The sequence below is a fragment of the Stenotrophomonas sp. PE591 genome (assembly GCF_018320795.1).
In the GTDB taxonomy this organism is placed as follows: Bacteria; Pseudomonadota; Gammaproteobacteria; order Xanthomonadales; family Xanthomonadaceae; genus Stenotrophomonas; species Stenotrophomonas maltophilia.
Genome location: NZ_JAAOKO010000007.1, coordinates 161,624 through 179,551, shown reverse-complemented (window position 1 = coordinate 179,551; position 17,928 = coordinate 161,624). Strand labels below are relative to the sequence as shown.

At 68.6% G+C, this 17,928-nt stretch carries 16 protein-coding genes; 10 read left to right on the top strand and 6 right to left on the bottom strand.

The genetic code is table 11. The features are described from left to right. The first annotated feature begins 122 nt into the window (after positions 1–122). The 8 genes from JLDANKMP_RS16730 (at position 123) to JLDANKMP_RS16695 (ending at position 8,488) form a co-directional block, all read left to right on the top strand. Positions 123–944, top strand: a complete 822-nt coding sequence (locus JLDANKMP_RS16730) for a nucleotidyltransferase domain-containing protein (RefSeq protein WP_005411529.1) — start codon at positions 123–125, stop codon at positions 942–944. Positions 945–1,084: 140 nt separating this feature from the next. Then, positions 1,085–1,615 (top strand): gamma carbonic anhydrase family protein, encoded by a 531-nt coding sequence (locus JLDANKMP_RS16725; RefSeq protein WP_212561677.1) that lies wholly within the window; start codon positions 1,085–1,087, stop codon positions 1,613–1,615. A gap of 123 nt (positions 1,616–1,738) precedes the next feature. Next, the gene (locus JLDANKMP_RS16720; RefSeq protein WP_005414811.1) at positions 1,739–2,428 is read left to right on the top strand and encodes an RDD family protein; all 690 of its coding nucleotides are present in this window, start codon (positions 1,739–1,741) and stop codon (positions 2,426–2,428) included. Continuing rightward, the gene (locus JLDANKMP_RS16715; protein WP_212561676.1) at positions 2,425–3,417 is read left to right on the top strand and encodes a stage II sporulation protein M; all 993 of its coding nucleotides are present in this window, start codon (positions 2,425–2,427) and stop codon (positions 3,415–3,417) included. Before JLDANKMP_RS16720 ends, JLDANKMP_RS16715 begins: the two co-directional genes overlap by 4 nt. Continuing rightward, the gene (locus tag JLDANKMP_RS16710) at positions 3,407–5,029 is read left to right on the top strand and encodes a DUF4129 domain-containing protein (RefSeq protein ID WP_212561675.1); all 1,623 of its coding nucleotides are present in this window, start codon (positions 3,407–3,409) and stop codon (positions 5,027–5,029) included. The genes JLDANKMP_RS16715 and JLDANKMP_RS16710 overlap by 11 nt, the downstream gene beginning before the upstream one ends. Next, positions 5,026–6,210: a DUF4350 domain-containing protein gene (locus JLDANKMP_RS16705; RefSeq protein WP_212561674.1), complete on the top strand. Its 1,185-nt coding sequence runs from the start codon at positions 5,026–5,028 to the stop codon at positions 6,208–6,210. The genes JLDANKMP_RS16710 and JLDANKMP_RS16705 overlap by 4 nt, the downstream gene beginning before the upstream one ends. Further along, positions 6,207–7,193 carry a MoxR family ATPase gene (locus tag JLDANKMP_RS16700; RefSeq protein ID WP_005411535.1) on the top strand — a complete coding sequence of 329 codons (987 nt, stop codon included), beginning with the start codon at positions 6,207–6,209 and terminating at the stop codon, positions 7,191–7,193. Before JLDANKMP_RS16705 ends, JLDANKMP_RS16700 begins: the two co-directional genes overlap by 4 nt. Next, on the top strand, positions 7,190–8,488 hold the full coding sequence (locus JLDANKMP_RS16695; RefSeq protein WP_212561673.1) for a DUF58 domain-containing protein: 1,299 nt from the start codon (positions 7,190–7,192) through the stop codon (positions 8,486–8,488). Before JLDANKMP_RS16700 ends, JLDANKMP_RS16695 begins: the two co-directional genes overlap by 4 nt. Before the next feature lie 151 nt (positions 8,489–8,639). On the opposite strand, the gene JLDANKMP_RS16690 is transcribed toward JLDANKMP_RS16695, so the two are convergent. The 3 genes from JLDANKMP_RS16690 to JLDANKMP_RS16680 are packed head-to-tail and all read right to left on the bottom strand — an operon-like array spanning position 8,640 to position 11,024. Next, positions 8,640–9,266, bottom strand: coding sequence for a hypothetical protein (locus JLDANKMP_RS16690; RefSeq protein ID WP_249336972.1), 627 nt, complete (start codon positions 9,264–9,266; stop codon positions 8,640–8,642). Continuing rightward, a complete protein-coding gene (locus JLDANKMP_RS16685; protein WP_212561672.1) occupies positions 9,266–10,444 on the bottom strand; it encodes a glutathionylspermidine synthase family protein in 1,179 nt (392 codons plus the stop codon). Before JLDANKMP_RS16685 ends, JLDANKMP_RS16690 begins: the two co-directional genes overlap by 1 nt. 7 nt (positions 10,445–10,451) lie before the next feature. After that, positions 10,452–11,024 carry a DUF1190 domain-containing protein gene (locus JLDANKMP_RS16680; protein WP_005411539.1) on the bottom strand — a complete coding sequence of 191 codons (573 nt, stop codon included), beginning with the start codon at positions 11,022–11,024 and terminating at the stop codon, positions 10,452–10,454. A gap of 457 nt (positions 11,025–11,481) precedes the next feature. Here JLDANKMP_RS16680 and ilvD point away from each other — a divergent pair, with 457 nt between their 5' ends. Then, positions 11,482–13,320: a dihydroxy-acid dehydratase gene (gene ilvD, locus JLDANKMP_RS16675; RefSeq protein ID WP_076739706.1), complete on the top strand. Its 1,839-nt coding sequence runs from the start codon at positions 11,482–11,484 to the stop codon at positions 13,318–13,320. Between the two features lie 130 nt (positions 13,321–13,450). Here ilvD and dinG read toward each other — a convergent pair whose 3' ends face one another. The 3 genes from dinG to aroE all read right to left on the bottom strand — a co-directional run bounded on the left by dinG (position 13,451) and on the right by aroE (position 16,923). Further along, on the bottom strand, positions 13,451–15,553 hold the full coding sequence (dinG, locus tag JLDANKMP_RS16670) for an ATP-dependent DNA helicase DinG (protein WP_005411541.1): 2,103 nt from the start codon (positions 15,551–15,553) through the stop codon (positions 13,451–13,453). A 167-nt stretch (positions 15,554–15,720) separates the two neighbouring features. After that, positions 15,721–16,074, bottom strand: coding sequence for a hypothetical protein (locus JLDANKMP_RS16665; protein WP_005411542.1), 354 nt, complete (start codon positions 16,072–16,074; stop codon positions 15,721–15,723). Between the two features lie 3 nt (positions 16,075–16,077). Continuing rightward, entirely contained in the window at positions 16,078–16,923 is an 846-nt protein-coding gene (gene aroE / locus JLDANKMP_RS16660) for a shikimate dehydrogenase (RefSeq protein WP_212561671.1), read from the bottom strand. Between the two features lie 48 nt (positions 16,924–16,971). Here aroE and JLDANKMP_RS16655 point away from each other — a divergent pair, with 48 nt between their 5' ends. Further along, entirely contained in the window at positions 16,972–17,835 is an 864-nt protein-coding gene (locus tag JLDANKMP_RS16655) for a PD40 domain-containing protein (protein ID WP_212561670.1), read from the top strand. The last annotated feature ends 93 nt before the right edge of the window (positions 17,836–17,928 follow it).

The following is a 17,928-nucleotide window of genomic DNA, read 5'->3' as shown; positions in this document are numbered from 1 at the left end:
CGGCCGCTGGCCGGCAACCGCAGAATTCCAAGTGCGCCCGTGAGCTTGCCGGCCAGCGGCCGGCACTACCGGTGCGCACTTGCGTTACAGTCGAGCACGCTCGACATTACGAACACAACTGCATGGACGACATCCACCCGATCGCGCCGGACAAGCGCGCCGCCATCCTTTCCACCCTGGCTGACATCGAACAGCGCTACGACGTACGCGTGCTGCTGGCCTGCGAGTCGGGCAGCCGCGGCTGGGGCTTTTCCTCGCCCGACAGCGACTACGACGCGCGCTTCATCTACGTGCATCGCCAGCCGTGGTATCTCAGCGTCAACGAGAGCACCGGTCCCGGCGAAGCGCAGCGCGATGTGATCGAACTGCCGATCGACGATGAGCTCGACGTGAGCGGCTGGGACCTGCGCAAGGCACTGCGACTGGTTTCAAAATCCAATCCGACCCTGATCGAGTGGCTGCGCTCGCCGATCGTCTACCAGCAGGATCAGGCGGCGGTGTCACAGTTGTGGGAAGCAGCGAAAGCGTTCCATTCGCCGCTGGGCACGTGGTGGCACTACTTCAACATGGCGCGCTCGAACCATCGCGGCTACCTGCGTGGCGAAACGGTGCGCACCAAGAAGTACCTGTACGTGCTGCGCCCACTGCTGGCCTGCCAGTGGATAGAGCACGAACAGACACCCCCGCCGATGGCCTTCGAGGATCTGCTGGACCGGCTGCTGCCAGACGGTGCGGTGCGTGAAGTCATCGATGCCTTGCTGGCGGTCAAACGGGCCAGCGCCGAGGTCGCCGCCGGGCCACGCATTGCGGCGATCAGCGACTACATCGATCGTGAACTGGCCATCCGGACTGCGCAGGCGCCACAGCTGCCCGCCGGACGAGGTGATGCTGCGTGGCTGGATGAGCTGTTCCGGCAGATGCTGGCCGAGCACGCGCCTGCGTGAAGAGCCGCACCTGCCGCTGGTAGTGCCGGCCGCTGGCCGGCAACCACGGAAATCCAGGCGTGCCGCGCGGTTGCCGGCCAGCGGCCGGCACTACCACACGGGTATCATCGTCGCGAACGCCCTGATTTCCGGAGACCCCGATGAACCCGCTGCGCCCCTTCCGCGACAAGATGCCCATCCTCGGCGAGCGCGTGTACATCGACCCGTCGTGCACGATCATCGGCGACGTGGAACTGGGCGACGACGTGTCGGTGTGGCCGGGCACGGTCATCCGCGGTGACGTCAATTACGTACGCATCGGTGCACGCACCAACGTGCAGGACGGCACCATCATCCACGTCAGCCACCACAGCCCGTACAACAAGGCCGGCTACCCGACCCTGATCGGCGAAGGCGTGACCGTCGGCCACGGCTGCATCATCCACGCCTGCACGATCGGCGATTACAGCCTGATCGGCATGGGCGCCTGCATCCTCGACGGTGCCCGCGTGGAGCGCCATGGCTTCGTCGGCGCCGGTGCGGTGATCGGCCCCGGCAAGGTGGTGGGCGAAGGCGAGCTGTGGGTCGGCAACCCTGCCCGGCCGGCACGCGCGCTGAGCGACAAGGAGATCGAGTCGCTGCACTACTCGGCCGACCACTACGTGCGGCTGAAGGACGAATACTGGGGCTGAGCAGCCAACGCTGCCGCGCGGCTCTGCTAAAGTCTGGGCCCGACCAGGACCTGTCGAGACCCCCATGCCTGTGGTTGCCAGCCGGAGAGGACTCCGGCGCCCACAACGAAGGCCACCGCGCTGATGGCCGCACCGATGCTCGATACCTACCGTGAGGTGGTGACGCCGGAGGGTGTGCTGCTTCAGTTGCCGGTAGCCGGACCGCTGCCGCGGGCCATGGCCTGGCTGGTCGATCTTGGCGTGCGCATCGCGGTACTGGTGCTGATGGCGATTCCGCTGGCGGTGCTGGACGAATTCGGCTCCGGCCTCAACCTGGTGCTGATGTTCCTGGTCTACTGGGTCTACCCGATCGTGTGCGAGGCGCTGTGGGGCCGTACCCTGGGCAAGCGCGCGCTGGGCCTGCGCGTGCTGTCCCGCGATGGCGCGCCCGTGGGCTGGATGGCGGCGATCACCCGCAACCTGCTGCGCACGGTGGACATGCTGCCGTTCGGCTATGCACTGGGCCTGGTCAGCAGCCTGTTCGATCCGCACGGCCGCCGCCTCGGCGACCTGGTGGCCGGCACCGTGGTGGTGCACGCGCCTGTGCTGTACCTGCCGCCGCCACCTACCATCGACAGCGTGCTGGCTCCGCCGCAGCCACTGCGGCCGGAGGAACAGGCCGCGCTGATGGCCTTCGCCGAGCGCGCGCCACGGCTGTCGGCGGCCCGCCAGCAGGAGCTGGCCGGCATTGCCGAGCCCCTGACCGGTACCCACGGCCAGGTCGCCGTGCTGCGCCTGTACGCCATGGCCAACTGGCTGCTGGGGCGGCGATGAAACAGGAACAGTTCGTCGCCCGCTACCAGCAGGAATGGCAGGAACTGGAACAGTGGCTGCTGCTGCGTGCCGGCGCCTCGCGCCGCGCGCGCCGCAAGGCCAGCGGCCTGGCACTGGACGATACCGCCGTCCCGCAGCGCTACCGGCGCCTGTGCCAGCAGCTGGCGCTGGCCCGCGAGCGCGGTTACAGCCCGCAGCTGGTCCAGCGCCTGCAGCAGCTGATGCAGCAGGGCCACAGCGTGCTGTACCGCACACGGCCGACGCGCTGGCGCGCCGCGCTGGAATTCCTGGTGGCCGACTTCCCGCTGCTCGTGCGCAGCCAGGCACGCAGCATGTGGGTGGCGCTGGCGATGTTCGCGCTGCCGGCAATCGCCTGCTTCATGCTTGTGCAGGTCTACCCGGACCTGATCCACACGCTGATGGACAACCGCCAGATCGCCGCGATGGAGCGCATGTACGACCCTGCCGCCGAACGACTGGGCCGCGACAGCGGTACCGACTGGATGATGTTCGGCCACTACATCCTCAACAACATCAGCATTGCCCTGCGCACCTTCGCCAGCGGCCTGCTGGCCGGGCTGGGTACGCTGCTGGTGCTGCTGTTCAACGGCGTCACCATCGGTGCGGTGGCCGGCCACCTGCAGCACATCGGGCACGGCGGACCATTCTGGCGCTTCGTGGCCGGCCATGGCGCGTTCGAGCTGACCGCGATCGTGATCGCCGGCGGTGCCGGCCTGCAGCTGGGCATGAAGCTGCTGGCACCGGGTCGGCGCAGCCGCCTGGACGCGCTGGTCGACGGTGGCCGCATCGGTGCGCGGCTGTGCCTGGGCGTGGCGTTCATGCTGCTGGTCGCAGCCTTCATCGAAGCGTTCTGGTCGTCGATCGCCGAAGTCCCCGCATGGACCAAGTTCGGCGTCGCCGGAGTGCTCTGGGCCGGCGTGCTGCTGTGGCTGTGGCGTGGCGGGCGTGGAGGCGGCCATGCGCATTGACCGTCTGGACGTGGTGCTGCGTGCACGCAGCGGCTGGGAAGCGATGGAGCTGGGCAGTGCCCTCGCCCGCCGCCATGCGCGCGCCGTGTGGGGCAGCTGGCTGCTGGCCAGTGCTCCGTTGTTCGTGATCTTCAACGCGCTGGGATGGTGGCTGGATGCCTTCGGCTGGGCCTGGCTGGCGATGTGGTGGTGCAAGCCACTGTTCGAGCGTGCGCCGCTGTATGTGCTGTCGCGCGGCATCTTCGGCGAACCGGTCAGCACACTTTCGGCCCTGCGTGCGCAGCGCCACTGGGGCAACACTGGTTCCTGGGGCTACCTGGGCTGGCGTCGCTTCAGCGTGCTGCGCAGCCTGTGCCTGCCGGTGAACCTGCTGGAAGGCAACGCACCGGGTCAGCGCGGTCCACGCCGCCGTGCGGTGGCTGCCGGCGCCGCAGGTGCGGCGACAGTGCTGACTGTGACCTGCATGGCGTTCGAAGCGGTGCTGGTATCTGGTGCCATCGGTGCAGTGTTCATGTTCATGCCACTGGACCTGATGTCCGAATCCTGGCGTGCGGCGTGGGACATGATCGGCAAGGACACGCCGGCATGGGCACGCTTCGGTTTCAATCTGGCCTGCTGGCTGGCCTCGGCGCTGATCGGCCCGTTCTTCGTCGGTGCGGGCTTTGGCCTGTACTTGAACCGGCGTACGCAGATGGAAGCCTGGGACGTCGAAATCGCCCTGCGCCGCCTGCGCGATCGCCTGCTGCCGGCGGCATCGACGCTGGCGCTGCTGCTGTGCCTGGCACTGCCACTGGTCTCCGCCCCGGTGCACGCGCAGGACGCAGATGCCGAGCCCCGGCGCGCAATGGGCAAGCCCAACGACCATGGCATCGACGCCGAGGAAGGCAACGAAGCACCGACCATCGACCCGGCCAACACGCCGGCAACGATCTTCGGCGGCACGCCGGTGGACACCGCCGGTTTCCGTCAAGCGGTTAACCGTGCCTATGAGGACCCGCTGCAGCGCCCGACCCGCGAGGTCACCCGCTGGAAGCCGATCGAGCAGGCCGAGGAAAAAAAGAAGGAAGACAAGCAGCTGCAGCGTGACACCAACAGCAAAGGTGAACGCAAAGCGCGCAGGGACGGCATCGCCTGGCTGGCACGGCTGGCCGAATGGGGGCTGTGGGGCCTGCTCGGCATCCTGCTGCTGGTGCTGCTGCTGACCGCGCGGCTGTGGCTGCCATGGCTGCGTGGCAGTGGCCGGCGCAAGGCCGACGCTGCACCGGAGGTGCTGGAGGAACAGGTGGAGTTGCCGGTGGTGCTGCCGCCGGACGTGGCCACCCAGGCTGGCCTGCTCTGGGACCAGGGCCGGCCGCGGCAGGCGCTGGCCCTGCTGTACCGCGCCAGTGTGCGCACGGTGGGCGAGCGCAGCGGTATCGCGCTTCCACCCGGTGCCACCGAAGCGCAATGCCTGCGCGCGTCGCGGCGCATGCCTGATGCCACCGATCGTGACCTGTTCGCGCGCATCGTGCGCATGTGGCAGTACGCCGCCTACGGTGGCCGCCTGCCCAGCCGCGCCGATTTCGATGCATTGGTCGATACCCTGCGCCAGCAGTACGGGTGGCAGGCATGAGTCCGCGCCTGTTCTGGTCGCTGCTGCTCGGTGCATTGGTGCTGTTCGGTGTACCGCTGACCATCCTCTACCTGCGCACGCACGAACGGGTGACCGAGACGATCCGGCTGCCGCCACAGGGCGAAGCCACCTACAACCCGCTGTACGTACTCGGCCAGGCGCTGCGCGCCGATGGCATTGACGTGCACTCGCGGCCACGGCTGGAACTGCAGCAGATGGCACTGGGGCCGAACGATACGGTGGTGCTGCTGCAGGACAGCAGCGAACTGCCGCCGCCCGTTGCCAGCGCGCTGCTGGACTGGGTCGACGGTGGCGGCCACCTGCTGGTACGTACACCGCCGCCGGCCGAGGACGATGCCGGCAGCACGCAGGGCCCCTTGCTGGACCGGCTGGGCGTGGACAGCCTGTTCCAGCGCAGCGACTGCCAGCCGTTCCATGTCGACGACGATCCTGGCCACGTCGAATTCTGCGGTGGCCGCCGCTTCACCCTGGGTTTTGCCGCCAGTGCGCAGGCCGAACGTCGCTGGGGCACGGATCGCGACCTGGTGTTCGCGCGCCTGCGCCAGGGCCAGGGCAAGGTGAGCGTGCTGGCCGACATGGAGTTCATGCGCAGCGAGGTGGACTCACCTGCGGCGCGCCTGGCCTCCGCAGGGGGCAAGGCCAGCGACGGCCTGCACGACGCGTCGCATCGCGACCTGACCCGCTACCTGCTCGATCCGAACTACGGCAAGGGTGCGGTCTGGCTGGTCTATGCCAGCCGCCCGCCGTCGCTGTGGTCGCGCATGTTCTATCAGGGCTGGCCGCTGTGGGCACCGTTGCTGCTGGCCCTGCTGGGTTGGCTGTGGGGCCGCTCGCAGCGCTTCGGCAGCCTGCTGCCGTCGCCGGTTCTGGAACGCCGTTCGCTGCTGGAGCACGTGCGCGCCAGTGGTGAACTGCTGCTGCGTTTCGGCCACGGCGCGCGCCTGTACGAGGCCGTACTCGCCCTGTTCCTGCACCGCCTGCGCCTGCGCGCACCGGTTGCCGCCGCACTCGATGGCGCGCCGCGCGATCAGGCCATCGCCGAGCTGCTGAAGTGGCCGCAAGGCCGCGTTGCCAGCGCGCTCACGCCCCCTCCGCCGCACGATTCCTCCGCCCTGCGCGAGCGCATCCGCTTGCTGCTCCAGATGAGATCCCTGCTATGACCGAAGTCCCCGAGCTGCCGGCGGCCGCCAACGCCCGCCTGATCGAACGCGTCGATGCCATCCGCGATGCCGTCGGCCACGCCTTCATCGGCCAGGCTGATGTGCTGGACCAGATCCTGGTGGCCCTGCTGGCCGGTGGCCACGTGCTGATCGAGGGCGTGCCCGGGCTGGGCAAGACCCTGCTGGTGCGCGCGCTGGCCCAGGCCCTGGAACTGGATTACGGCCGCGTGCAGTTCACCCCCGACCTGATGCCCAGCGACGTCAGCGGCCACGCGGTGTACGACCCGAAGAGCGAGAGCTTCAAGATCCGTCGCGGCCCGGTGTTCACCAACCTGCTGCTGGCCGACGAGATCAACCGCGCACCGGCCAAGACCCAGTCGGCGCTGCTGGAAGTGATGCAGGAAGGCCAGGTGACCATCGAAGGCAAGGCCTTCACGCTGGCGCCGCCGTTCATGGCGCTGGCCACGCAGAACCCGCTGGAACAGGAAGGCACCTACCCGCTGCCGGAAGCGCAGCTGGACCGCTTCCTGCTGAAGGTGCTGATCGACTACCCGCAGCTGGAGGACGAGAAGCGCATGGTGACCGCGATCACCAGCGGCCGCGCCGCCAGCGATTTCGACCTGAGCCAGGTGCCGCGCGTGCTCGGCGCCGGTGAGCTGCTGGAACTGCAGCGCGCCACGGCGGCGATCACCGTCGATGACGAAGTGATCGACTACGCGGTGCGGATTGTGGCGGCCACGAGGCAGTGGCCGGGTATCGCGGTCGGCGCTGGCCCGCGTGGCAGCATCGCGCTGGTACGTGCCTCGCGCGCGCAGGCGGTGTTGGCCGGCCGTGACTTCGTCACCCCCGACGACGTGCGCGACATCGCGCGCCCCGCGCTGCGCCATCGCATCGCGCTGGCACCGGAACTGCAGATCGAAGGCCAGGACGCCGACGACGTGCTGGGTGCACTGCTGGCCAAGGTGGAAGCACCGCGCCGATGAGGCCGGCCCCGCTGCTGCTGGCGCTGCTGCTGGCCTGGGCCGCCCTGGGTGGCCTGGTGCTGGGCGGCCTGCTGCCGCGCTGGAGCTGGGCGCTGGCCGCGGTGGCGATTGCCGTGCCAGCGTTGATGGATCTGTGGCGGCAGACGCGGCGTCCATCGCCGCAGATCCAGCGTGAGCTGCCCGAAGCGCTGGCACTGGGCGTGCGCCGCGAGGCCGCGCTGCGGCTGCAGGCGGACGCATCGATGACGGTGCAGGTGTTCGACCTGGTCCCCGGCGGCTGGCCGCTGGAATCGCTGCCGCAGCGCGTGCGCCTGAAGCCCGGCAGCGCCTCCACCCTGCACTACCACCTGCAGCCGCTGCAGCGCGGGCGCTTCCGCTTCGACGGCGTGCACCTGCGCATGCGCTCGCCGTGGCGGCTGTGGTGGCAGCAACGCACGCTGCCTCCCGCGCTGGACGTGCGGGTCTATCCGAACTTCGTACCGCTCACCCGCTTCGCCCTGTTCAGTGCCGACCAGGCCTCGCGGTTGGTCGGTGCACACGTGAAGCGCCGCCGCGGTGAAGGCACCGACTTCCACCAGATGCGCGAGTACCGCATCGGCGACAGCCTGCGCCAGCTGGACTGGAAGGCCACCGCGCGTGCGCGCAAGCTGGTCTCGCGCGAGTACCAGGACGAGAAGAACCAGCAGCTGCTGCTGATGCTCGACAGTGGCCGCCGCATGCTGGCCAGCGAAGGCGGGCTCTCGCACTTCGATCATGCATTGAATGCCTCGCTGGTGGTGGCCTACCTGGCGCTGCGCCAGGGCGATGCTGCCGGCCTGTTCGCCACCGGTGGCGAGCGCCGCTGGGTGGCACCGCAGCGTGGCATGGGCACGGTCGAGCACCTGCTGCGTGCCAGCTACGACCTGCAGCCGCGCGCGGTGGCCACCGACTACCTGGCCGCCGCCACCGAGGTGTCGCTGCGCCAGCGCCGGCGTGCGCTGGTGATGCTGGTCAGCAACGTGCGCGACGAGGACATCGAAGACCTGCTGGCGGCGGTGCGCCTGCTGCAGAAACGCCACCTGGTGTGCGTGGCCAGCCTGCGCGAGCGCGAACTGGATGCTGTCCTCGATGATGAGGTGCAGTCGCTGGAGGACGCGGCCCAGGCCGGCGCCGCGGCGCTGTACCTGCAGCAGCGCGCGAAAGCGCATGAAGCGCTGCGCAGCGAGAAGGTGATGGTTCTGGACGTGACCGCCGACGCCCTGCCCGGTGCACTGGTGGAGCGCTATCTGGCGGTGAAGCGCGAAGGGTTGCTCTGATACCAGGAACGATTGCCGGCCAGCGGCCGGCACTACCCCCTGCAACAACCGGTGCATCGCTTTGGTAGGTGCCAACCTTGGTTGGCACGAAACCCACAGCGCCGACCAGGGTCGGCATCTACCAGAAACGGTTGCCGGTCAGCGGCCGGCACTACCCCTGCAGCAATCGCCGCTGCAACCGCTCCACCGCGCGCTGCAGCAACACCCGGTTGCGGGCCAGCTTCATCCACTGCGGCAGGCACGAGAACATCGAACGATGATGGCCGCTGCCCTCGCGCAGCGTGGCCGTGGCGTAATCGTGCAGTGCCTGCAGGTGTTCGGCGTTGTATGCCCACAGCAGACCGGCAGCGGTCTTTTCCACCAGCCGCAACGGCAGACCGAAGTTCGGGTCGATAGCGTCGTTGCCATGCCATTGCGACAGTGTGACCTCCACATCGTTGCTACGGCCACATTGGCTGCAGTCCGCAGCCATGGTCCGCAACGGCATCGTGGCATGGGCACGACGCACCTCGATGCGTACCCACTGGTGGCCGCGATAACCACACGGCCGGTAACCGCTGTAGCGCACCGGCCCCACCCAGTCACCGGCACCACAGCGGTTACAGCCACACCCGCCGTCCAAGGCTTCGCTGCACCCCAGACAACGGAAGCGCCGCGCGTTGGAGGGGCCTGTCACCCAGCCCGGCGTATCGCAGCGATGGCAGCGCACCGCCACCCGGTCGGCATAGCGGAACAGGGCACGGCCATCATCGCAATGGCGCCGCGGCGGCACAGACATCAGACGTAGATCCGCGTCGGCGCCTCATCGACGATCGCGTGCGGCACGAAGCGCGCACTGTCGCGGGTGATCGCGCTGTCGTCCTCGCGGACGCCGATGCCACAGGCGTGGTCGCCGACCACCCAGCTGCCGATCAGCGGGTAACCACCTTCGAAGCGGGTGAGCGGATGGGCGCGCTGGATGATCGCCGGGCCATCGTAGGGGCCGTCGCTGCGCTGGGTGCTGCCATCGGCCAGGTGCATCTCGATGTTGGCGCCTTCGCGCGAGAACAGCGGCTTGCGCACCCAGCCCGAGGCCAGCGTGCTGCCGTCATCGAAATGCGCTTCCAGCAGGTTCGGATGGCCCACGTTGCGCTGCCACAGCAGCGGCAGGATGCCCTTGTTGCTCAACACCGCCTTCCACGCCGGCTCCAGCAGCTGCACGCCCGAGCCGGGCAGCGCGCGGCCGAATTCCTCGGCCATGAGGTCTTCCAGCGGGTACAGCTTGAACAGCGTGCCGATCACCGAATCGTCCAGCGCGGTGAAGCGGCCGTCCTCGGACAGGCCAATGTCCTCGATGGCGATGGCCTGGCCATGCAGGCCGGCCTGCGATGCACAGTCGCGCAGATAGTCGACGGTGCCGCGGTCTTCTTCGGAGCTGCCCACGGCACTGAAGTACAGCGGCGGTGGCAGCTGCGTGGCCAGTTCGCCGAAACGCTCGACCAGCGCTTCGTGAATCGCGTTGAACTGGTCGGCGTGCTGCGGCAGGCGACCGGCGTTGCGCTGGTCTTCCAGCCACTGCCATTGGAAGAAGCTGGCCTCGAACAGCGAGGTCGGCGTGTCGTAGTTCAGTTCGTACAGCTTGGCCGGGCCAGTACCGTCGTAGGCCAGGTCCAGGCGACCGTACAGATGCGGCTGGCGCTGGCGCCAGCTGTCGGCGATCCAGTCGCGGTAATGCGACGGAATCGCCAGCTGGTCCATCAGCCGTTCGCTGGCGATGACATCGCCGACCAGGTCCAGCGCCATCTGGTGCAGCTCGGCGCTGGGGTCTTCGATGTCCTGCTCGATCTGGCGCAGGGTGAACGCGTAGTACGCGCTTTCGTCCCAGTACGGCTGGCCGTCGATGGTGTGGAAGCGGAAACCCGCCTCTTCCGCGCGCGCCCGCCATTGGGCACGCTCGGCAATCCGGATGCGCTGCATGGGTCGATCAGCCGCCGTAGCTGCCGCTGCTGCTGCGGCGCGCGCTGGTGTTGCCGAAGCCACCACGGCTGGCAGTGACCGCACGGTTCGGTTCGCTGGTGACCGGGGCCAGGCCGGCCTTGCCCGCGCCGATGCCGCTGGCGGTGTTCAGGCCACCAGTGCCACCCGGTGCCGGGCGCGCCCAACCCGCATTCTTGTCCTGGTAGGCCGGCGCCGATGCCGGTGCCTGCGGTGCCAGGCCTCCGCGGTTGCTCAGCATCTGCGACATGAAGAAGCCCATCATCATCGGGCCGATGAACGAGGTTCCGGCCGAGGTGTGCTGCTGCACGCACTGCTCCGGCTTGTAGTCCTTCTCGCAGGCTTCCCTGCTGGCGTACTTCGGCGCCGCATCGGCGGCCTGCTTCTGCGCTTCGGCGAAGGCATTGCGGCACGACGACGGATCGCCGGTGGCCTCGGTGCAGGCCTCGACCGAGGTGTACAGGCCTTCCTGCACCTTCACCTCCGGCTCCTTCTGGCAGGCGGTGAACAGCAGCGGCGCGGCGCTCATCAGCAGCAGCGCGGTGGTGCGGGAACGTTTCATGGCCTCATGCCCTGTCGACGGATCAATGCCCCAATGATGCCAAATCCGGACCAGCAACCGGAATCGGCAAAGTCCGAAAGATGAACGGACTTTCATTTTCGTCGCTCCAATCAGGAATCGGGGGTCAGAGCCCGTCGCGCAGCAACGGGATCCGACCCCGTCAGATCGCAGGAAACTGTCGAAGGCGGGGTGGGTCCGGTTGCGGGGGCGTGAGCGCCATGGATGGCGCGACCGAGGCTACATGGACGTACTTGCGCCGTCCCCCGCAGCCGGACCCACCCCGCCATCCCACGGATAGCCCAGCTGTTGCTGTTGAGGTTGCCGGCCAGCGGCCGGCACTACCCCGGGTGCAGGGCGCAGCCCTGCCGCTCTCTCCCCGGTGGTTGCAGCAGCAACCGAAAAAATTGGCCATGATCGGCTGACCCCCACGTCGTACGGCCCGCCCGTTCCGCCAGCCATGCCCGAATACCGTTCCCGCACCTCCACCGCCGGCCGCAACATGGCCGGCGCCCGCGCCCTGTGGCGTGCCACCGGCATGAAGGACGGCGACTTCCACAAGCCGATCATCGCCATCGCCAACTCCTTCACCCAGTTCGTGCCCGGCCACGTGCACCTGAAGGACCTCGGCCAGCTGGTCGCGCGCGAGATCGAGCAGGTCGGCGGCGTCGCCAAGGAATTCAACACCATCGCCGTGGACGACGGCATCGCGATGGGCCACGACGGCATGCTGTATTCGCTGCCCAGCCGCGAGATCATCGCCGACGCCGTGGAGTACATGGTCAACGCGCACTGTGCCGACGCGCTGGTGTGCATCAGCAACTGCGACAAGATCACCCCCGGCATGCTGATGGCAGCGCTGCGCCTCAACATCCCGGTGGTGTTCGTTTCCGGCGGACCGATGGAAGCGGGCAAGACCAAGCTGTCCGAGCACAAGCTGGACCTGGTCGATGCGATGGTGGTGGCTGCCGATGACAGCGCTTCCGACGAGAAGGTGGCCGCGTTCGAACGCAGCGCCTGCCCCACCTGCGGCTCCTGCTCGGGCATGTTCACCGCCAACTCGATGAACTGCCTGACCGAAGCACTGGGCCTGTCGCTGCCGGGCAACGGCACCACGCTGGCCACCCACGCCGACCGTGAGGCGCTGTTCCGCCGCGCCGGCCGCCTGATCGTCGAACTCTGCCATCGCTGGTATGGCGGCGAAGACCCGAGCGCGCTGCCGCGCGGCATCGCCACCCAGGCGGCGTTTGCCAATGCGATGACCCTCGACATCGCCATGGGCGGCTCCACCAACACCATCCTGCACCTGCTGGCCGCCGCGCAGGAGGCGGAGGTCGACTTCGACCTGACCCACATCGACGCGCTGTCGCGGCGCGTACCGCAGCTGTGCAAAGTGGCGCCGAATACGCCGAAGTACCACATCGAGGACGTGCATCGCGCCGGCGGTGTGTTCGGCATCCTCGGTGAGCTGGACCGCGCCGGCCTGCTCGAAACCACGGTGCCGACCGTGCACAGCGCCAGCCTGGCCGAAGCACTGGAACGCTGGGACGTGGTGCGCAGTGACAACGACACCCTGCACACGTTCTTCAAGGCTGGCCCGGCCGGCATCCCCACCCAGGAAGCCTTCAGCCAGGCCACGCGCTGGCCGACGCTGGACGTGGACCGCGCCGAGGGCTGCATCCGCTCGCTGCAGCATGCGTATTCGCTGGAAGGCGGGCTGGCCGTGCTGCGCGGCAACCTGGCCGTGGATGGCTGCGTGGTGAAGACCGCCGGCGTGGACGAATCGATCCACGTGTTCGAAGGTCCCGCGCGCGTCTATGAAAGCCAGGACGCCGCCGTCGCCGGCATCCTCGCCGACGAAGTGCAGCCGGGCGAGGTGGTGGTGATCCGCTATGAAGGCCCGAAGGGCGGCCCCGGCATGCAGGAGATGCTGTACCCGACCAGCTACCTGAAATCGAAGGGGCTGGGCAAGCAGTGCGCACTGCTCACCGATGGCCGCTTCTCCGGCGGCACCTCGGGCCTGTCGATCGGCCACGTCTCGCCGGAAGCCGCCAGCGGCGGTGTCATCGGCCTGGTGGAAGATGGCGACCGCATCCGCATCGACATTCCGGCCCGCCGCATCGACCTGCTGCTGGATGAGACCACGCTGGCCCAGCGCCGCGCCGACGCCGATGCGCGTGGTTGGAAGCCGCGCGCGCCGCGCCCACGCAAGGTCACCAGCGCACTGAAGGCCTACGCCCTGCTGGCCACCAGCGCCGACAAGGGCGCCGTACGCAACACCGCGCTTCTGGGCGATTGACCGCCATACGGTAGTGCCGGCCGCTGGCCGGCATCTGGGAAAAGGGGACGGAGGGAATTAAGTCGTTTTTGCCATAAACGACTTAATTCCCTCCGTCCCCTTTTTGCCGGCCAGCGGCCGGCACTACCGGTCAGCCGATCACACGCTTGAACGGCGGCAGCGCGTCGATGATGCGCTTGCCGTAGCGGCGGGTCAGCAGCCGCGAATCGAGGATGATCACGCGGCCGGTGTCGGTGGAAGTGCGGATCAGGCGGCCTGCGAACTGGGTCAGCGTGCGCAACGCATGCGGAATGGCGATCAGGTTGAAGGCATTCAGCCCACGCCCCTCGAACCACTCGCTGAGGGTGGCGGTCTGCGGATCGGTCGGCACCGCGAATGGCACCTGGGTGATCACCACCGTGGTGCAGGCTTCGCCGGGCAGGTCGAGGCCTTCGCCGAACGAGTTCAGTCCGAACAGCACCGAACCCTCGCCTGCGGCTACGCGGCGCAGGTGCTCGTCGATCAGCCGGGTCTTGGACATCTCGCCCTGCACCAGCACCTGCTTGCGGCGCGCGGCCGACATCAGCCCGGCCACCTTCTCCATCTTCCAGCGCGAGGTGAACAGCACCATCGAACCCTTGGCCCAGTCAAGTTCGGTGTCGAGATAGCGCGCCACTTCGCGCGGATGGCCTTCGCGGTCGTCCGGAGTGACCGGGAATTTCGGCACGATCAGTTCGGCCTGGTTGGGCAGGTCGAACGGTGACGACAGCGAGACCATCTCGGCCTCTTCCGGAATGCCGTTGTCGATCGCCAGCGACTGGAAGTCGCCACCGCCGGTCAGCGTCGCCGAGGTCATCACCACCGAGTCCACTTCATCCCACAGCAGCTTGCGCAGCACGTGCGCGGCCGACACCGGCGAGCCGTGCAGCACCAGGTCGCCGTCGCGGGTGGCGGTGACCCAGCGCGCCATCGGCGGCGCACCGTCCTTGTCTTCGCGACGCCAGGCCTGCCACAGGTTGTACTGCTGCTCGATCATTTCCAGCGCCATGCCCAGGTTGCGCTGCAGGCGCTCGCGCGCGGCATCGTCCGGCTTGCCCTTGGCCACCTGCGCGGTGGCGGCGTGCGCCCAGTTGTAGAGGCTGCGGGTATCGTCAGCCAACGCCTCGATCGGCTCGCGCCAGGCCTCGGGCAGTCGCCCGTTGGCCGCGCGCCACATCGGCTCTTCGTCCGCCGGCGCCGGCATCCACACGCGCTCGATATGATCGCGGAACGCACGCAGCTGCTTGGCCACGTTGCTGGCCACCTCGATCGCTTCGTTCGGCAGCAGGTTGCCGAGGCGATCCTTGTCGACCGCGCGGTAGGCGCCGGCGATCAGGATCTGCAGGCGACCGGTGCGTTTGGCCATCTCGTCCAGCGCCAGGCTGGCCGCGCCCTGGTCGATCGCCACGTTGCCGATGTGATGGCCTTCGTCCAGCACCAGCAGCATGTCCGACGGCGGTGCGATCAACGGCTGGCCGTTGTCGCTGTCGCCGATCGACAGCGCCGACAGCAGCAGCGCGTGGTTGGTGACCACGATCTGCGCATCGCGCACGGTGTTGCGCGAACGCAGCACCGCACACTGCGCCGAATAGGCACAACGGCGCCCGGCGCAGCCCGAAGCCGGCGTGGTGATGCGGCTGCGCAGGCCGGGGCTGATCGTCTCCGGTGCGTTGTCGATGTCGCCATCCCAGCTGCCGCTGGTGAAGGCGTCGGTCAGGCGCTTGGCGATGTCCATTTCGATCGGCGCCAGCGGCCGGTCGAACAGCGGCGCGTCATCCTCGAACATGCCGCCCTGCGAGCCCTCGCCCTGCGCCTCGGCGGCATTGCGCGTGCACAGGTAGCGGGTACGGCCCTTGGCCAGCGCCACGGTCGCCTCCAGGCCGGTGGCTTTCAGGAAATTCGGGATATCGCGCTCGACCAGCTGCGACTGCAGCGCCACGGTGCCGGTGCTGATCACCAGCTTCTTCTTGCTGGCCAATGCGATCGGCACGCCTGCGGTGAGGTAGCCCAGGCTCTTGCCGACGCCGGTGGGCGCCTCGACCACGCCGACGCCACCACTTTTCGACAGCGCACGCGACACCACGCCGATCATCTGGCTCTGCGAGCGACGGGTGGAGAAGCCGGGGGTATTGGCCTGCAGCGTCGTGTACGCCTTGCGGATCGCGTCCTTCAAGGTGTCATCGAGGGTGCGCGGAGCGGCGACGGTTTCGGTCACGCCGGGAATTACCGTAGCTGGATCAGGCCGGGCATTGTCGCATGGCCGGCCGCATTCACCGCCGCTGGGACCCTGAACGGGCCAGCGACGACGCCCGCTGGCGGTCCCGGTCCAATGGCCGGACCATCCCAGGGGCAGATACGCCGGGCATGGCCCGGCGCGACCGGTCAGGCGGCCGGGAGCGTACGGGTACGCAGCAGGCGCACCAGCGCCCACACCACCAGCACCACACCGATGGCCTCGACCATCGCCAGCGCGAAATGCAGCACGCCGAGGATGGCACTCAAGCTCGACACGGCACTGAAATCACCGCTGCGGACCATCCACATCGGCAGGATGCCCGCCGCCATGCCGCCGAGGCTGGCCAGCAGCAACAGCAGCAGGCCGACCAGGGCACCGGTGCGGGTGGCGTCGCGCGGTGCGCCGACCACCCAGACCAGGCCCACGCACAGCGCGATCAGCACCGGCAGGCGCACGCCGACCATGCTCAGCACCGTGACCAGCAGGGTTGTGCCGTCCATCGATCAGTCCTCGCCGGCCAGCACGGCCGAGCCCTCACGCAGCGACTGGTAGACCTCGTCGGTCTGCGGGCGCACGCCGTGCCACTGCAGGAAACTCTCAGCGGCCTGCTCGACCAGCATGCCCAGGCCATCCACGGTATTGCGGCAGTTCGCCGCGCGCGCCCAGGCCAGAAAAGCGATGGCGGCCTCGCCGTAGTTGAGGTCGACGGCGGTGGTCATCGAGTTGACCAGCGACAGCGGCAGCTTGAACTCGACGTCACGGTCGCGGCCGGCCGAGGTGGCGTTGACGATCAGTTCGAAGTCACCCAGATCACGCAGGTCTTCCCAGTAGCGGCTGATCGCGCGACCCGGCTCACCCATCGCATCGATCAGTTCATCGGCGCGTTCCGGCGTGCGGTTGACCACCACCAGCTCGGTGATGCCGGCATCAAGCAGCGCCGGGGCGACGCTGCGCGCGGAGCCACCGGCACCGATCAGCAACATGCGGCGGCCACGCAGGTCCAGGCCATGGCGGTCGGTCAGGTCACGCACCAGGCCGATGCCGTCGGTGGTGTCGCCATGCCAGCGGTCGCCCTTGCGCAGCAGCGTGTTGACCGAACCGGCGCGGCGCGCGCGTGCGGTCAGGGTGGTGCACACCGAGAACGCGGCCTCCTTGTGCGGCGAGGTGACGTTGGCGCCGACACCGCCGTCGGCGGCGAAGGCCTCCAGGCCGGCCAGGAACGCCTCCGGGGCCAGGTCGATCGCGCGGTAATCCACCGCGATGCCTTCCTGGCGACCGAACGTCGCGTGGATCTGCGGCGACTTCGAGTGGGCAACGGGGTGTCCGAAGACGGCGTAACGGTCGGTCATGGAATCCTCAAGCTGGCTAGACTGATGCTCTTTCGTGCACGGACCCGGATGATGCGCATCACCCCGCCCCTGCTGGTGCTTGCCGCCAGTCTACTCTCTGCCCCCGTGGCGATGGCGTTGAACGAGTACGGCATCGAAGGCATGGGCGTGGTCTCGACCCGTGCCGACGAGGGCCGCGCCACGATCAGCGCCGATGGCCAGCGCATCGTCTTCGCCCGCCGCGGCGAAGCCGGCTGGGGCCTGTGGGAGGCGCGCGTGGCCGATGGCCGCTGGCAGCAGGCGCAGGCCCTGCCGGTGGGCGTGGCCGGCGAGGCCCGCGATCCGTACTTCAGCCGCGACGGCCGCTGGCTGTTGTTCGCCGCCGGCCGCGAAGGCGCGCTGGCGCTGTACCGGGCTGCGGTGGAAGCCGATGGCCGGCTGGGCAAGGCGCACCCCATGGCCGGCGACGGTGGACGCCAAGAAGAGCGCGGGCCGGCCCTGAGCGCGGACGGCACGCGGCTGCTGTTTGCCCGCCAACAGGGCCGTGGCGCCGGCTGGAACCTGTTCGTGGCGACGCTGGATGCGCAGGGCATGCGCGGCCCTGCCACCGCATTGACAGCGTTGAACAGCGCCGATGACGAGACCGACGGCGACTGGCTGGGCAACGATGGCGCGGTGGTGTTCAGCCGCGGCAACGGCACGACCGCACAGGTGTGGAGCAGCGGCTGCGCGTGGAGTGGCGCGGCCCTGCAACCGTTGGGACTGTCGTTCAACCAGACCGGCGGCTGGACCGGCGCGCCGGTGATCGACAACGCCAAGCCAGGCGAAATGATGGTGGCCAGCAGCGCGGCCAGGGCACCGCGTGCCGGTGGCGCGGACGTGTACCGGTTGGCGGTGCCGAAGGTGGCGGCGGTGGCCGGGTGCATGCGGTAGATCCACGCCGCGCGTGGATAGCCGTTTGGTAGATGCCAACCTTGGTTGGCATGCAGGAAAGTGCCAACCAAGGTTGGCACCCACCCATGTGGA

Coding starts and splice junctions, on each gene's coding strand:
- JLDANKMP_RS16715 (WP_212561676.1), top strand. CDS start 2,425: ATGAAACAGGAACAGTTCGTCGCCCGCTACCAGCAGGAATGGCAGGAA.
- JLDANKMP_RS16685 (WP_212561672.1), bottom strand. CDS start 10,444: ATGCAGCGCATCCGGATTGCCGAGCGTGCCCAATGGCGGGCGCGCGCG.
- JLDANKMP_RS16700 (WP_005411535.1), top strand. CDS start 6,207: ATGACCGAAGTCCCCGAGCTGCCGGCGGCCGCCAACGCCCGCCTGATC.
- JLDANKMP_RS16695 (WP_212561673.1), top strand. CDS start 7,190: ATGAGGCCGGCCCCGCTGCTGCTGGCGCTGCTGCTGGCCTGGGCCGCC.
- JLDANKMP_RS16725 (WP_212561677.1), top strand. CDS start 1,085: ATGAACCCGCTGCGCCCCTTCCGCGACAAGATGCCCATCCTCGGCGAG.
- JLDANKMP_RS16720 (WP_005414811.1), top strand. CDS start 1,739: ATGGCCGCACCGATGCTCGATACCTACCGTGAGGTGGTGACGCCGGAG.
- aroE (WP_212561671.1), bottom strand. CDS start 16,923: ATGACCGACCGTTACGCCGTCTTCGGACACCCCGTTGCCCACTCGAAG.
- JLDANKMP_RS16730 (WP_005411529.1), top strand. CDS start 123: ATGGACGACATCCACCCGATCGCGCCGGACAAGCGCGCCGCCATCCTT.
- JLDANKMP_RS16665 (WP_005411542.1), bottom strand. CDS start 16,074: ATGGACGGCACAACCCTGCTGGTCACGGTGCTGAGCATGGTCGGCGTG.
- JLDANKMP_RS16680 (WP_005411539.1), bottom strand. CDS start 11,024: ATGAAACGTTCCCGCACCACCGCGCTGCTGCTGATGAGCGCCGCGCCG.
- JLDANKMP_RS16655 (WP_212561670.1), top strand. CDS start 16,972: ATGATGCGCATCACCCCGCCCCTGCTGGTGCTTGCCGCCAGTCTACTC.
- ilvD (WP_076739706.1), top strand. CDS start 11,482: ATGCCCGAATACCGTTCCCGCACCTCCACCGCCGGCCGCAACATGGCC.
- JLDANKMP_RS16705 (WP_212561674.1), top strand. CDS start 5,026: ATGAGTCCGCGCCTGTTCTGGTCGCTGCTGCTCGGTGCATTGGTGCTG.
- JLDANKMP_RS16710 (WP_212561675.1), top strand. CDS start 3,407: ATGCGCATTGACCGTCTGGACGTGGTGCTGCGTGCACGCAGCGGCTGG.
- JLDANKMP_RS16690 (WP_249336972.1), bottom strand. CDS start 9,266: ATGTCTGTGCCGCCGCGGCGCCATTGCGATGATGGCCGTGCCCTGTTC.